Genomic DNA, 12253 nt, shown 5'->3' with positions numbered 1-12253 from the left:
GCGACCGATGCGGCGGCGGGGGGCGATCGAGCGGGACTGGGCTGGAGGGGGTTACTTCAGCGTGTCCGGGGAGCCTGGCGTTGCAGGCCCCGCCCGCCGTCGGCGTCGAACGGGGACAAAGCGCGTGTATTGCCCATTGGCCCGCGCCCCCGGCGGCTGGTCCCCTCGGAAACGACAGGGATCGGGTCCGGCTAAGCCTCAACAGGGCTGCCCACCGGATGCTGGCGGATAACGATGGCGCGGAGCGGTCGGCTTCGTCGAAACGGTATTCATTCAAAGATCTCCGGACGTCGTCCGGCGCTCCGCGACCCTTTCCATTCCCTCTCACAGCCGAAGGCGTGGGATCACACCTACTTGCCCCCACCTGACCGCTTCGCGGTCTGTCCGCCCCCATAGGGGGCGGAGGAGAACGCGCGCCCTCTTCCCCCTGTGGGGGAAGACGACCGCGAAGCGGTCCGTAGGGGGCAAGTGGTCGCCGCACTGTCCCAGAAAAGGAGCCCCTCAATAGCTCTTCGGCAGACCCAGCACCCGCTCGGCGATGAAGTTGAGGATCATCTCGCGGCTGATCGGCGCGATGCGGGCGATCATCGCCTCGCGGAAATAGCGCTCGACGTCGTACTCCTTGGCGTAGCCCATGCCGCCGTGGGCCAGGACCGAGCTCTCGCAGGCGGTGAAGCCGGCCTCGGCGCCCAGGTACTTGGCGGCGTTGGCCTCGGCCCCGCAGTCCAGGCCGCGGTCGTAGAGGGCGGCGGCCTTGAAGGCCAGCAGGTTGGCGGCCTCCAGCTCGGCCCAGGACCTGGCCAGCGGATGGGCCACGCCCTGGTTCTGGCCGATAGGCCGGCCGAACACCACGCGCTCCTTGGCGTAGGTGGTCGCCTTGGCCAGGGCGGCGCGCCCCAGGCCGATGGCCTCGACCGCGAACAACACCCGCTCGGGATTGAGGCCGTGCAGCAGGTAGGCGAAGCCCTTGCCCTCCTCGCCGACCAGGTCGTCGGCGGGCACGAACAGGTCCTCGATGAACAGCATGTTACACTCAACCGCCTTGCGCCCCATCTTGGGGATCGGCTTGGCCTCGATCTTCTCGCGGTCGGTGTAGAACAGGGACAGACCCTGGGTGGGCTTGGCGCACTGGTCCTTGGGCGTGGTGCGGGCGATGATCAGGATCTTGTTGGCGCGCTGGGCGCCGGTCGTCCAGATCTTGCGGCCGTTCAGCACATAGCCGTCGTTGGTGCGCTCGGCCCGGGTCTCCAGGCTGGAGGTGTCCAGGCCCGAATTGGGCTCGGTCACCGCGAAGCACATCTTGTCCTCGCCGGAGATCAGCCGCGGCAGGTGCTTCTGGCGTTGGGCGTCGGTGCCGAACTTCACGATCGGCATCGGGCCGAAGATGTTCAGGTGGATGGCGCTGGCGCCCGAAAAGCCCGCGCCCGACTGAGCCACGGTCTGCATCATGATCGCCGCCTCGGTCAGGCCCAGTCCCGCCCCGCCGACGCTCTCGGGCATGGCCACGCCCAGCCAGCCGCCCTCGGCGATGGCGGCCACGAATTCCTCGGGGAAGATCCCCGTCTCGTCGGTGCGGCGCCAGTACTCGTCGTCGAAATCGGCGCACAGCTTGGCGACGCCTTCGCGGATGGCTTCCTGCTCGTCGGTCAACCAGAATCCGCTCATTCGCCCCTGCCCTGCCGTTATCGTTGCGCCTCAGGTCCTCGAGAACCGCCGCGCGTCGAGCGACGCGGCGTCCGGGCCTGGGTTATCACCCTTCAGATACGACGCGGCCAGATCGGCCACAAGCGGGGCCAGCAGCCAGCCGTTGCGGCGGGCGCCCACGGCCAGCATCACGCCCGGCGTCGCGCTCCACCCCACCAGCGGCAAGCCGTCCGGGGTGGCGGCCCGCACCCCGACCTCGGTGGTCAGGACGGCCTCGGCCAGTTCCGGGCGCAGGCGGATCGCCGCGGCGCGCAGGGCGTCCGTCGCCGAGGGGTCGACAGCCAGGTCGTCGCGACCAGCCTCCATGGTGGCGCCGATCGCCGGGCTTTCGCCGGGCGCGATATAGACCCCCTCGCCCCGGATCACCGGTCCGCTGGCCGGGCCACGGTCGGCGCGCAGGATCTGGCCCTTGATGGGGCTCAGCGCCTTCAGCTCCGGCGCCAGGCCCGAGGCGTCGCCCGCCCCCGTGGCCAGCACCACGGCGGAGAAGGCCGGCAGGTCGTCGCGGGTGAAGGCGCGGGCCTCGAAGCGGCCGCCCAGGGCCTCGAACGCTGTCCGCAGGGCGATCAGGGCGGGGCGCGCTTCGATCCGCCAGTCCTCGGCGTCGACCAGGGCGTCGTCCAGGCGCTGGAAGGGGGCGCCCAGGGCGTCGGCGCGGGCGGCGACACCCGCCAGCCAGACGGCCTCTCCCTCGACCCTCAGACCGTCTCGCAGGATGGTCAGGTCCAGCCCCTCGGCGAAGGCCGGCCAGAGGTCGCGAGCCCGCCGCAGCAGCGCCAGATGCGGGGTCGAGACGGGGTCGAACACCGCTTCGGCCACCGGCGCCAGCATGCCGGCCGCCACCCCGGACGCGTTGTCGCCGGGAGGATTGGGATCGAAAAGCGTGACGTCGAATCCGGCGCGCGCCAGGGTCAGCGCCACGGCCGATCCGATCGCGCCGGCGCCGGCCACCGCCACCCGCGCGCGCAGCTTGGTCTCCATGGGCGGCAAACACCCTTGCTCGCGCCAAACGTCAAGCCCGGCGGGACATTTTGCGGCTTCTACGGATGTGTCAGAGGCGTGACTAACGCAACCGCATGGGTCTATCCTGTGTTAACCAAGCTGGACCACACGCTCTTGCATAGAGCGAGGGCGCGGGGCCGCTGGGAGGAACGTGACGCGGATGACCGACAAACCCTCTTCCGACATGGCTCACCCCGTCGATCTCTATGTCGGGGCGCGCCTTCGGATCCGCCGCAAGGTCCTGGGTCTCAGCCAGACCCAGCTGGCCGAAGCCCTGGGCATCACCTTCCAGCAGATCCAGAAATACGAGCGGGGCGCCAACCGGATCAGCGCCTCGAAACTGTACGAGGCCGCGCGTCTGCTGCAATCGCCGGTGTCCTACTTCTTCGAGGGCCTGGACGAGACGGCCCAGGGCGATGTCGACGACGGTTTCGCCCAGCGCATGACCCAGTTCGTGGCCACGCCGGAGGGGCTGGAGCTGGCCGGGCTGTTCCCGCGGCTGAACGATCGCCGCCTGCGTCGCCGGGTCGTCGACCTGGTCAAGGCGATGGTCGACGACGAGCCGGCGACGGTCGCGCCCTAGGGGATCGCCGATCTCTCCCAGGCGTTCTAGGGGCCGACCGGCATCCGTCGCCGCCGATAGGCCTTCATGCTTCTGATCGTATCGCTGTTCCTGATCTGCGCCGTCGTCATACCGCCGGCCGGCGAAGTCGTTCGCCGCCATCAGCGCGCGATCCAGCGCCGCAAACAGATCGAGGCCTTCCTCCGCTCCAGTCCGGTGGCCGAATACCGCCTCGACGGGTCGTCCTAGCGGGCGCCCGCTCAAGGAGGACGCCGTTTTCGGCGTTCGCAGGGCTCCACGGACTAGCGGCGCTGTGCCGCACTTCCGCAGAACACTGTTCGGGCGCAACCTCAGGGGCAGGGAGCGGACGCGGAACGGCGCGTCACAGTCGGGAGGCTGAGCGTGAGAGCGTCCTCGAGGACGGCCGTTGGCCGCATTCGATATTGGTGGCAGGCCCATCCGATGGTCGGGCTGGCGGCGGGCTGGATCGCGATCACGCTGATCGGCTGGCGCGTCTGGGCCGCCCTGAACGGCCACCCGGCCTAGACACCGGCCTTGCCGGCCCGCCCGCGGCGCACGGCTGCCGCGCCCGTCGTCGCGCCTTCGACCGCTCCGAAACGAAGAGACCCTGGAAAACGAAAAAGCCCTGGGCGAACCCAAGGCTTTTCGAGGTCTTGCGATGGTACCGCCTCTCAGGCTTGAACTGAGGACCTCCGGTTCCACAAACCGGCGCTCTAACCAACTGAGCTAAGGCGGCGCATCGCGAGGGAGTGTCTTTAGTCGGACGCGTGAATTGGATCAAGCGTCGAAACGCCGCTTTCCACACGAAAACGCCCCGGAGCGTTGAAGCTCCGGGGCGCTCGTTTCTTGGCCGGTCGTCCGGGTCCCTAGCGGGGGACCGTGAAGACGATCGGGATCGTGATCTGACCACCGTCCACCGGAGCGCCGTCAAGCGTCTTCGGCTTCATGCGGAACAGTCGCGACAGCTTCAGGGCCGCATCGCCAAAGCCGTAGTCCGCCGGGTTTTCCGACTGGACCGAGCAGCTTTCCAGCGAGCCCTTGGCCGTGACCGTACACGACAGGACCGCACGGCCGCCCACTTCCATCCGCTGAGCGCGGTCGGGGTAGTAGCGGGCCATGTCCTCACCGGTGGGCTTGCGGGCCCAGTCCGGCTTGGTGATCACCGAAGCCCGAGCCGGCGGGTTCGAAGGAACCGGCGGCACGTTGGAGATCACCGGAGGCGCCGTCTGTTCGACCCGCTCCTTGACGGGCGGAATCGGCAGCGGCGGCGGCGGCGTGATGTCCGGCGGCGGCGCGATCGGCGGCCTCGGCTGCACCACCGCGGGAGGCGGAGGCGGAGCGTTGGTCGGCGGAGGCGGCGGCGGCGGAGGAGGCGGCGGCGGCGGGGGCGGCGGAGGCAGCTCCACGTCCACGGCGTCGTCGTGATACTCCTTCATCACCGCTTCGAACTTCTGCTTTGCCAGATAGGCGAAGAGAAGGCCGTGAACGCCGACAACGACGATGGTCGCGATACCGAAAGCACCGAGACCTTTTTTGCGTCGCGGGCCTTCCGAAGTGAGCGGGTCGTAGTGGCGATGCTCAGGCGCTTGTTGTTCAGCCATGCATCACCCCTAGCTGTTCTGATCCTTGCCGATGAGCGCCACGCTATAGAAGCCGTTATCCTGGAGAGTGTTCATCACCTCCATGAAAGCCCCGTAGCGCGTCTTTTCGTCGGCGCGGATGAAGATACGCTCCTTGGTCGGATCGCGTCTGCCGATGTTCTTAGCGAGGTCCGCTCCCATCGTGTCGACGGTGGTCTCAAAGTCGCCAATGTAGACCGAACCGTCCGCCTTGATGGAGATGTAGACCGGCTTTGGCGGGTTCTGCGATGCTTTCGCGACCGCCGGCGGCAGGTTTACTTCGACCGACACGGAGGCGAGCGGAGCCGCCACCATGAAGATGATCAGGAGCACCAGCATAACGTCCACGAAGGGCGTAACGTTGATGTCGCTGTTCTGTTCGACGTTAAACCTGTCGCCCCCACCGCCTGAGAGTTTGGCGGCCATCGGTCTTAGGCTCCTTTGTCGAGCTGACGCGAGATGGCGTTCATCAGTTCAGCAACGAAACCTTCCGAGCGGGTGCCGTAACCCGAGATGCGGGTCTGGAAGTAGTTGTAGAAGATAACCGCCGGGATAGCGGCGAACAGACCAATACCGGTGGCCAGCAGGGCTTCGGCGATGCCGGGGGCCACGACGGCGAGGTTGGTGGTGTTGGTGTTCGCGATGCCGATGAACGAGGTCATGATGCCGTACACGGTGCCGAACAGGCCGATGAACGGACCGGCCGAACCGACCGAGGCCAGGAACACCATGCCGCCCGACAGACGCTTAACCAGCGAGGCTTGCACCGCGTTGATGGCGTAGGTGGCGCGAGCCAGCGTCGAGTCGCGGTGTTCGCCGGCGACGGCCAGGCCAGCTTGGCGCGACAGTTCGACTTCTTGGGCGGCCGCGGCGGCCATGTCGGCCATCGGGTTGCCTTCGAATTCTTCCGACGAGCCGATGCGGGCGATGTCGGCGATCGAGCGAGCGCCGCGGAAGGCTTCCAGGAACTTGTCCGACTGCTTGTTGAGGGCGCCGAACTCGAAGATCTTGGTGATCAGCAGGACCCACGAGAAGACCGAGGCCAGGATCAGGCCGATCATGACGACCTTAACGACGGCGCCGGCGGCGAGGAACATGCCGACCGGGGTCAGCGAGTGACCTTTCTTCTCGCCAGCGGCGGCGTCTTCGGCCGGCGGGGCGGCTTCGGCGGGGGCGGGAGCAGCGGCCGGAGCGGCAGCGGCGTCGCCGGCCGGGGCGGCCGCTTCGGTGGTGGCCGGCGCAGGAGCAGCAGCGTCCTGGGCGAAGGCCGGGGCGCTCGCCATCAGCGCCATAGCGCCGACGAGAGCGATGAGGGGGGTCTTCCGTTTAATGTCGAGCATCTTTCGCCAGTTCCTGGTTGGTCTAGCACGTTTGGACCGAGGGTCGTCGCGCGAGAGCGTCTCCACCCTAACTTGAATAGTCTGCTCGGCCCCGATCACTCGAACGCCTTGCAGACCCGCTTCGCTGCGCTCGACCCGTTACGCCCCCCAAGCCGGGCTCATGCCCAACAAGAAGGATCGTTTCGAAGCGCGTGTGATCGCCGCCCCCGAGGAGGCTTCGATCTTACCGCAATGTTAGAATTGCGGCAGGGGTCCTTTGGCAACCCCTTTTCGTACCGTCAAGGGGTGCGCGGAGGCATAAATTCACCGTCCCTTTGACGCACCCACTACCTTTGCCGCACCGCACAAATGAGAAATCAGGATTTGAGGGCGGTTTTTCCCTACCAAAGGGAATATCGATGTTGCATCGCAACATGCTTACAAAACGTCGGTCTCGCAGACCTGATCTGAGCGCGTAGCGCGCCGCAGTTCAATCTTACCGGGAAAGATGGTGACCAGAGATCTGACCTCTGCCGCTACCGCCCCGTAGCCGGGGAGGTGGTCGGAAGGGGTTTTTGACCTCCGATCGGCCTTTCCGGCGTCCAAAACCGGAGCGCGCCCCCCGCTCTCCGGGGAAAACAGGATCCATCCTCGCCGAGAACGAGGCCTGACCCCCACAGTGGCGACCAAGTCGACCGAGCGTGTTCCGGCCTCGCACCGCTCGCTGAGATCGGTGAGGAAGAGGCTCAGGAATCGATCCCGCCCGCTAAATCCAAAGGAGGGCGTTCGATGTTCGCCGCCACCCGAGCGTCATCGCTAAAATTTCACATCTGCCCTGAGGTGGACGCCGGTGATCAAGTTCGCGGCGCCCGGTGGGACATGGCCCGTCGCGTCGCCGGCGACCTTCGACGGCGCCGCCCGACCCTGAAGCGATCAAAATACCCGTGTCTGAAAGGAATGGTGCCTGGGGGCGGATTCGAACCACCGACACGCGGATTTTCAATCCGCTGCTCTACCAACTGAGCTACCCAGGCCCTGGGCCTAAGAAGCGGTCGAAACCGCTTTGGCGCCCGCCCGACGGCGGGGAGCCGCGTCTATAGGGGAGGCTAAAAACGAAGTCCAGCCCCTCTTGAAGCGATCTCGAACTATTCCCGACCGAAGTCTGTGGACGGCGGATTCTCCTCGTCCTCGTCGGCCCCGGGCACCACGTATCGGTCCGACAGCCAGCGGTTCAGATCGATGTCGGCGCAGCGCTTGGAGCAGAAGGGCCGGAAGGCCTGCTCGGCGGGTTTCTTGCAGATCGGGCAGGCGCTCATGAGGACGAGACCTCCAGGCGGTCGTTGGGCCAGTCTGCGGCGACGGCCAGGGTGAAGCGACGGCCGATCTTGTCGGCCAGGGCGGCGTCGAGGGCGGCGAAGGCGTCGGCCACAGCCTGGCTACAGCGGCCCGCCAGCTTGCCGCCGGGATCCGCCCTGCCCTCGCGCTCAAAGGCCCGGACCAGGCGCAGGGCCCCGGCGCGGGCCGACAGCCCTCCGGTCTCGTCCAGCAACCGGTCGAGAATCGGCTTGGTCCGGCGCGGCACGATCATCTCGAGCGCTCCGAACTTGCTGATCGGTCCCAGGCCCACCCCGGGATTGTCGACGGCGAAGGCGTTGCGGGCCGCCGTGGTCAGGGCCGGGCCGTCGTGGCCGCGGCCGACTAGGTCGAAGACCACCAGCCCCGCCAAGCCCTTCAGGCGCAGGATGCGGGCGGCCGTCGTGAAAGCGGCCATGTTGGCGGCGCGGGCGGCTTTCTTGGAATCCCCGTCGCGCCCTCCGAGATCGACGTCGATCGCCACCAGGGCCCGCGTCGCCTCGATGCTGACGTCGCCGCCGCCCGGCAGGGCGAAGACAGTGGCCAGGGCCTCGGCCTCGGCGGCCTCGACGGCCTCCAGGGCGGGCAGGCCTTGGGTGGGCGAGCCGGACTTCACCCAGAGGCGCAGCAGCTCGTCGACGGTGGGGGCGTGGGCAAGCACGCGCGGCTCGCCCTCGGCCGGGCCGACGTAGCGGGCGACGGCCGACTTGTCGCGACGCGAGGGGCTGCGGATCTCGATCTCGACGACCTGACCCTCGACCAGCTTGGGCATGTCGGGCTTCATCGCCAGCAACAGGTCCGCGCCGCCCGGCAGGGCCACGAAGGCCGAGTTGAAGGCGCGCTCGATCTTCTTGACCCGGGCGACGCCGCGTACGCCCTCCGCGTCCAGCGGATCGTCACCGTCCCATTGGGCGACCAGACGCTCGGGACGGCCGTCCAGGGTGACGACCCCGACCGTCTCGCCGATGCCGGTATAGAGATAGGCGCGCCGTTCGCTCATTTTCGATAGCCCAGGCCGGTCAGCAGGTTCAGCGTCTCGTACAGCGGCAGGCCAACCACCGAGGTGTAGGAACCGTGCAGGTCGATGATGAAGCCGCCCGCCACGCCTTGCACGCCGTAGCCGCCCGCCTTGCCGTTCCATTCGCCGCCGGCCAGGTAGTCGGCCTGCTCCTGGTCGGAGAGGTGCTTGAACTGCACGCGGGTCTCGACCAGCCGCGAGGCCTCGCGCCCGTCGGGAGCGATGGCGGCGACGCCGGTCAGGACGTTGTGATTGCGTCCCGACAGCAGCTTGAGGCAGTAGGCCGCCTGCTCGGGCGTCTCAGCCTTGGGCAGGATGCGGCGGCCGACGGCCACGACGGTGTCGGCGGCCAGGACGATGGCGCCGGGCGAACGCGACGCGACCGCCCTCGCCTTCTCGACGGCCAGGCGCAAAGCATGGCGCCGCGGGGTCTCGTCCCGCAGCGGTGTTTCATCGATATCGGCGGGATCGACCCGATCCGGGGCGACGCCGACCTGCGCGAGCAGGTCCAGGCGCCGGGGGCTCGCACTGGCCAGGACCAGCGGCGTCCGCTGGACGACCATCGCCAGCCCTACTTGAAGCGGTAGGTGATGCGGCCCTTGGTCAGGTCGTAGGGCGTCATTTCCACGAGCACCTTGTCGCCGGCCAGGACCCGGATGCGGTTCTTGCGCATCTTGCCGGCGGTGTGGGCGATGATCTCGTGATCGTTCTCCAGCTTCACGCGGAAGGTCGCGTTGGGCAGCAATTCGCTGACCGTACCGGGAAACTCGAGCAGTTCTTCCTTAGCCATCAGGCCTCTCAAAACGGGTGACGCCATACCGGTAAAGCCCCCGCGACGATTGAGTCGGAGAGCGGATCGCGGCTGCGAGGCGGGGTGTATAGCGCATTCACCCCCCGAACGTCGATGGCGCGCCGAAACGTTGTCGAATCGCCGTGGCCAGAGCGTCACGCACCTCACGATAAGCAGTAAGCATGGCGTCGCGCGAGCCGTCCGCAAGGGTCGGGTCGTGGGTCGGCCAGTATTCGATGTCGGTGGCGCGGTCCCGCGCCAGCTCGACGGCCCGGTGCTGGGCCTCCGGGGTCAGCGAGATGACGACGTCGAAACTGTCGTCTTCCAACTGGGCGAAGCTCTTGGGTCTGTGGCCGCTGACGTCCAGGCCCATCTCGTCCATGACCACCGCAACGAACGGATCGACGCCCTCCTCGACCGGGTCGGGCTTCAACCCGCACGAATCGACGAACGCCCGCGTGCCGTAGAAGTGCTTGAACAGCGCCTCGGCCATCGGCGAGCGCACGCGGTTGTAGTTGCAGGCGAACAGCACGGCGTCCGGAAGCGTTCCCGACACCCCTAGAGCCCCTCTCTATCGAGAAGGCTCAACCGCTCCGAAGAGAGGGGCTCTAGATTCCTTGCTTCGGGGCGTGTTCTCATCGCGAAACCGGGGCCACTTTCACGGAACACGCCCTAGCCCCGCCAGTGCAGCGCGCAGATCAGCGTGAACAGCCGACGGGCCGTGTCGAGGTCGGTCTTCACCTTGCCCTCCAGCCGTTCGCGCAACAGGTTCGAGCCCTCGTTGTGCAGGCCGCGCCGTCCCATGTCCAAGGCCTCGATCTGCTGGGGCGAGGAGTTGCGGATCGCCGAATAGTAGCTGTCGCAGATCATGAAGTAGTCCTTGATCACCCCCCGGAAGGGCGACAGGGACAGCAGGTGCCGGCGCTCGGGCACGCCCGGACCGGCGATGTCGAAGGCCAGGCGGTTCTCGACCAGCGACAGCTTCAGATCATAGGGCCCGCCCTTCGACTCGACCGGCTCGAAATAGTTGCCGTCCAGCAGATCGAAGATCGCCACCTGGCGTTCCTGCTCCTGGTCGCGCGACGCGGCCGCCAGGCTGTCCTCGTCGATCAGGATGGATTTCAGGAACTGGTTGGCCTGGGGATCGGACATCGTCGGCAGACTTGCCCCTTAAGGCTTGGTTGGCAATCGAATGGACGTCGACAGGGCGTGGGCCGGCAGGCCCTCGGCCTGTGCCAGCGCGACTGTGTGCGGCCCCAGGATCCCGAACGAGGCCGCGTCGCACTTCACGATCGAGGTGCGTTTGAGGAAGTCGTAGATCGACAGGCCCGACTGGAAGCGCGCCGCGCGGCTGGTGGGCAGCACGTGGTTGGAGCCGGCCACGTAGTCGCCGATCGCTTCCGGGGTCAGGCGGCCCAGGAAGATCGCCCCGGCGTGGCGCACGCGGTCGGCCAGCCGCTCGGGCTCGTCGATCGCGAACTCGACGTGCTCGGGGGCCAGCAGGTCCACCAGGCGCGGGCTGTCGTCCAGCGGGCACAGGATGATCGCGCCGTGGTCGCGCCAAGAGGCGGCGGCGTCGACGCCGGTGGCCAGGGTCTTGAGCAGGGCGTCGACGGAGTCGGACACCGCCTGGGCGAAGGCCTCGTCGTCGGTGATCAGGATCGACTGGGCGGCCGGGTCGTGCTCAGCCTGGCTCAGCAGGTCGGCGGCGATCCAGTCGGGATCGTTGTTCTTGTCGGCGACCACGACGATCTCGGACGGACCGGCCAGGGCGTCGATGCCGACCACGCCGTAGAGGCGGCGCTTGGCGGCGGTGACATAGGCGTTGCCCGGGCCGACGATCTTGTCGACCGGCTGGATCGGACCCGCGCCATAGGCCAGGGCGGCGACGGCCTGGGCCCCGCCGATCCGCCAGATCTCGGTGACCCCGGCCTCCTTGGCGGCGGCCAGCACCGCCGGCTCCAGCCTGCCGGGCGGGGTGACCATGGCGATGCGGTCGACGCCGGCCACCTGGGCGGGCACGGCGTTCATCAGCACGGTCGAGGGATAGGCCGCGCGGCCGCCGGGCACATAGACGCCCACGGCCTCCAGCGGCGTCCAGCGCCAGCCCAACTGCACGCCGGCCTCGTCGATCCAGGACTGGTCTTCCGGACGCTGGCGGGTGTGGAAGGCGCGGATGCGGGCGGCGGCGAAGGCGATGGCCTCGCGGACCTCGGCCGAGCATTCGGCGGCGCCGGCGGCGATCTCGTCGGCCGTGACGCGGATGGTGTCCTCGGTCAGTTCCACGCCGTCGAAGCGGCTGGTGAAGCTGAGCACGGCCTTCAGCCCGTCGGCCTGCACGGCGTCCAGAACGTTGCGCGCGGCCGCGTCGACATTCTCGGGCGCGCCCCGACGCTCGTCGAGGAAGGCCTTGAAGGCGGCGGGAAAGGACGGATCGGGGGAATTGAAGCGGCGCATGGGGCCTAGATGCGGGTTTTTGTGTGGGATGCAAGTTCTAAGGCCCTCCCCCCGTGGGGGAGGCGGCCGAAGGCCGGTGGGGGGAGTGTTTGGATCGAAGATCGTGGATCTGATCGTCATCCGATTGCTCCCCCCTCCGTCGGCTGCGCCGACACCTCCCCCACAGGGGGAGGACTTAGAACGCATGCCTTCGCCGCCTCACGCGATCTCTCGCTGAGCTGATGGAAAGGGTCGCGGAGCGCCGGACGACGTCCGGAGATCTTTGAATGAATACCGTTTCGACGAAGCCAGTCGCTCCGCGCCATCGTTATCCGCCAGCATCCGGTGGGCAGCCCTGTTGAGGCTTAGCCGGACCCGGTCTCGATCCCTTTCGGGARAAACCGGCCGCCGAGGGCGCGGGCCAATGGG

The 12253-nt window shown here is 67.8% G+C and carries 15 protein-coding genes and 2 tRNA genes; 3 read left to right on the top strand and 14 right to left on the bottom strand.

What is annotated here, in order from left to right; all coding sequences use genetic code 11:
- Window positions 1–501: 501 nt before the first annotated feature.
- The gene (locus AC1DYP_RS24440; protein WP_477034358.1) at window positions 502–1665 is read right to left on the bottom strand and encodes an acyl-CoA dehydrogenase family protein; all 1164 of its coding nucleotides are present in this window, start codon (window positions 1663–1665) and stop codon (window positions 502–504) included.
- 30 nt (window positions 1666–1695) lie between these two features.
- Entirely contained in the window at window positions 1696–2685 is a 990-nt protein-coding gene (locus AC1DYP_RS24435; protein WP_477048513.1) for an NAD(P)/FAD-dependent oxidoreductase, read from the bottom strand.
- A gap of 181 nt (window positions 2686–2866) precedes the next feature.
- Here AC1DYP_RS24435 and AC1DYP_RS24430 point away from each other — a divergent pair, with 181 nt between their 5' ends.
- The 3 genes from AC1DYP_RS24430 to AC1DYP_RS24420 all read left to right on the top strand — a co-directional run bounded on the left by AC1DYP_RS24430 (window position 2867) and on the right by AC1DYP_RS24420 (window position 3814).
- Window positions 2867–3289, top strand: a complete 423-nt coding sequence (locus tag AC1DYP_RS24430) for a helix-turn-helix domain-containing protein (protein ID WP_477048512.1) — start codon at window positions 2867–2869, stop codon at window positions 3287–3289.
- Between the two features lie 66 nt (window positions 3290–3355).
- Window positions 3356–3517, top strand: a complete 162-nt coding sequence (locus AC1DYP_RS24425) for a hypothetical protein (RefSeq protein WP_477034355.1) — start codon at window positions 3356–3358, stop codon at window positions 3515–3517.
- Window positions 3518–3670: 153 nt separating this feature from the next.
- On the top strand, window positions 3671–3814 hold the full coding sequence (locus tag AC1DYP_RS24420) for a hypothetical protein (RefSeq protein ID WP_477034354.1): 144 nt from the start codon (window positions 3671–3673) through the stop codon (window positions 3812–3814).
- Window positions 3815–3948: 134 nt separating this feature from the next.
- Here the strand turns inward: AC1DYP_RS24420 and AC1DYP_RS24415 are convergent.
- The 12 genes from AC1DYP_RS24415 to hisD form a co-directional block, all read right to left on the bottom strand.
- Window positions 3949–4025: transfer RNA gene (locus tag AC1DYP_RS24415), tRNA-His, on the bottom strand.
- Between the two features lie 130 nt (window positions 4026–4155).
- Window positions 4156–4890, bottom strand: a complete 735-nt coding sequence (locus tag AC1DYP_RS24410; protein ID WP_477048511.1) for an energy transducer TonB family protein — start codon at window positions 4888–4890, stop codon at window positions 4156–4158.
- A gap of 9 nt (window positions 4891–4899) precedes the next feature.
- Entirely contained in the window at window positions 4900–5334 is a 435-nt protein-coding gene (locus AC1DYP_RS24405; RefSeq protein ID WP_477034352.1) for a biopolymer transporter ExbD, read from the bottom strand.
- Between the two features lie 5 nt (window positions 5335–5339).
- Entirely contained in the window at window positions 5340–6248 is a 909-nt protein-coding gene (locus AC1DYP_RS24400) for a MotA/TolQ/ExbB proton channel family protein (protein WP_477034351.1), read from the bottom strand.
- A gap of 937 nt (window positions 6249–7185) precedes the next feature.
- A tRNA-Phe gene (locus AC1DYP_RS24395) sits at window positions 7186–7261 on the bottom strand.
- A gap of 111 nt (window positions 7262–7372) precedes the next feature.
- On the bottom strand, window positions 7373–7543 hold the full coding sequence (gene yacG / locus AC1DYP_RS24390; RefSeq protein WP_165189078.1) for a DNA gyrase inhibitor YacG: 171 nt from the start codon (window positions 7541–7543) through the stop codon (window positions 7373–7375).
- On the bottom strand, window positions 7540–8580 hold the full coding sequence (locus AC1DYP_RS24385; RefSeq protein WP_477048510.1) for a ribonuclease E/G: 1041 nt from the start codon (window positions 8578–8580) through the stop codon (window positions 7540–7542). The genes yacG and AC1DYP_RS24385 overlap by 4 nt, the downstream gene beginning before the upstream one ends.
- The gene (locus tag AC1DYP_RS24380) at window positions 8577–9161 is read right to left on the bottom strand and encodes a Maf family protein (protein WP_477048509.1); all 585 of its coding nucleotides are present in this window, start codon (window positions 9159–9161) and stop codon (window positions 8577–8579) included. The genes AC1DYP_RS24385 and AC1DYP_RS24380 overlap by 4 nt, the downstream gene beginning before the upstream one ends.
- An 8-nt stretch (window positions 9162–9169) precedes the next feature.
- Window positions 9170–9388, bottom strand: coding sequence for a translation initiation factor IF-1 (gene infA / locus AC1DYP_RS24375; protein WP_004617696.1), 219 nt, complete (start codon window positions 9386–9388; stop codon window positions 9170–9172).
- A gap of 97 nt (window positions 9389–9485) precedes the next feature.
- The gene (locus AC1DYP_RS24370) at window positions 9486–9944 is read right to left on the bottom strand and encodes an arsenate-mycothiol transferase ArsC (RefSeq protein ID WP_477048508.1); all 459 of its coding nucleotides are present in this window, start codon (window positions 9942–9944) and stop codon (window positions 9486–9488) included.
- Between the two features lie 116 nt (window positions 9945–10060).
- Complete coding sequence (locus AC1DYP_RS24365) at window positions 10061–10540, bottom strand: UPF0262 family protein (RefSeq protein ID WP_422181529.1); 480 nt, start codon at window positions 10538–10540, stop codon at window positions 10061–10063.
- Window positions 10541–10558: 18 nt separating this feature from the next.
- Window positions 10559–11845 carry a histidinol dehydrogenase gene (gene hisD, locus AC1DYP_RS24360; protein ID WP_477048507.1) on the bottom strand — a complete coding sequence of 429 codons (1287 nt, stop codon included), beginning with the start codon at window positions 11843–11845 and terminating at the stop codon, window positions 10559–10561.
- Window positions 11846–12253 lie beyond the last annotated feature (408 nt).

It is taken from the genome of Caulobacter sp. P1_D6 (assembly GCF_056406095.1).
The sequence above is the reverse complement of the archived record's forward strand: the minus strand, read 5'-3'. Positions and strand labels throughout refer to the sequence as shown.

Excerpts from the sequence above, each read along its gene's own strand:
- AC1DYP_RS24440 (WP_477034358.1), bottom strand. The coding sequence starts at position 1,665 with ATGAGCGGATTCTGGTTGACCGACGAGCAGGAAGCCATCCGCGAAGGC.
- AC1DYP_RS24435 (WP_477048513.1), bottom strand. The coding sequence starts at position 2,685 with ATGGAGACCAAGCTGCGCGCGCGGGTGGCGGTGGCCGGCGCCGGCGCG.
- AC1DYP_RS24430 (WP_477048512.1), top strand. The coding sequence starts at position 2,867 with ATGACCGACAAACCCTCTTCCGACATGGCTCACCCCGTCGATCTCTAT.
- AC1DYP_RS24425 (WP_477034355.1), top strand. The coding sequence starts at position 3,356 with ATGCTTCTGATCGTATCGCTGTTCCTGATCTGCGCCGTCGTCATACCG.
- AC1DYP_RS24410 (WP_477048511.1), bottom strand. The coding sequence starts at position 4,890 with ATGGCTGAACAACAAGCGCCTGAGCATCGCCACTACGACCCGCTCACT.
- AC1DYP_RS24405 (WP_477034352.1), bottom strand. The coding sequence starts at position 5,334 with ATGGCCGCCAAACTCTCAGGCGGTGGGGGCGACAGGTTTAACGTCGAA.
- AC1DYP_RS24400 (WP_477034351.1), bottom strand. The coding sequence starts at position 6,248 with ATGCTCGACATTAAACGGAAGACCCCCCTCATCGCTCTCGTCGGCGCT.
- yacG (WP_165189078.1), bottom strand. The coding sequence starts at position 7,543 with ATGAGCGCCTGCCCGATCTGCAAGAAACCCGCCGAGCAGGCCTTCCGG.
- AC1DYP_RS24385 (WP_477048510.1), bottom strand. The coding sequence starts at position 8,580 with ATGAGCGAACGGCGCGCCTATCTCTATACCGGCATCGGCGAGACGGTC.
- AC1DYP_RS24380 (WP_477048509.1), bottom strand. The coding sequence starts at position 9,161 with ATGGTCGTCCAGCGGACGCCGCTGGTCCTGGCCAGTGCGAGCCCCCGG.
- infA (WP_004617696.1), bottom strand. The coding sequence starts at position 9,388 with ATGGCTAAGGAAGAACTGCTCGAGTTTCCCGGTACGGTCAGCGAATTG.
- AC1DYP_RS24365 (WP_422181529.1), bottom strand. The coding sequence starts at position 10,540 with ATGTCCGATCCCCAGGCCAACCAGTTCCTGAAATCCATCCTGATCGAC.
- hisD (WP_477048507.1), bottom strand. The coding sequence starts at position 11,845 with ATGCGCCGCTTCAATTCCCCCGATCCGTCCTTTCCCGCCGCCTTCAAG.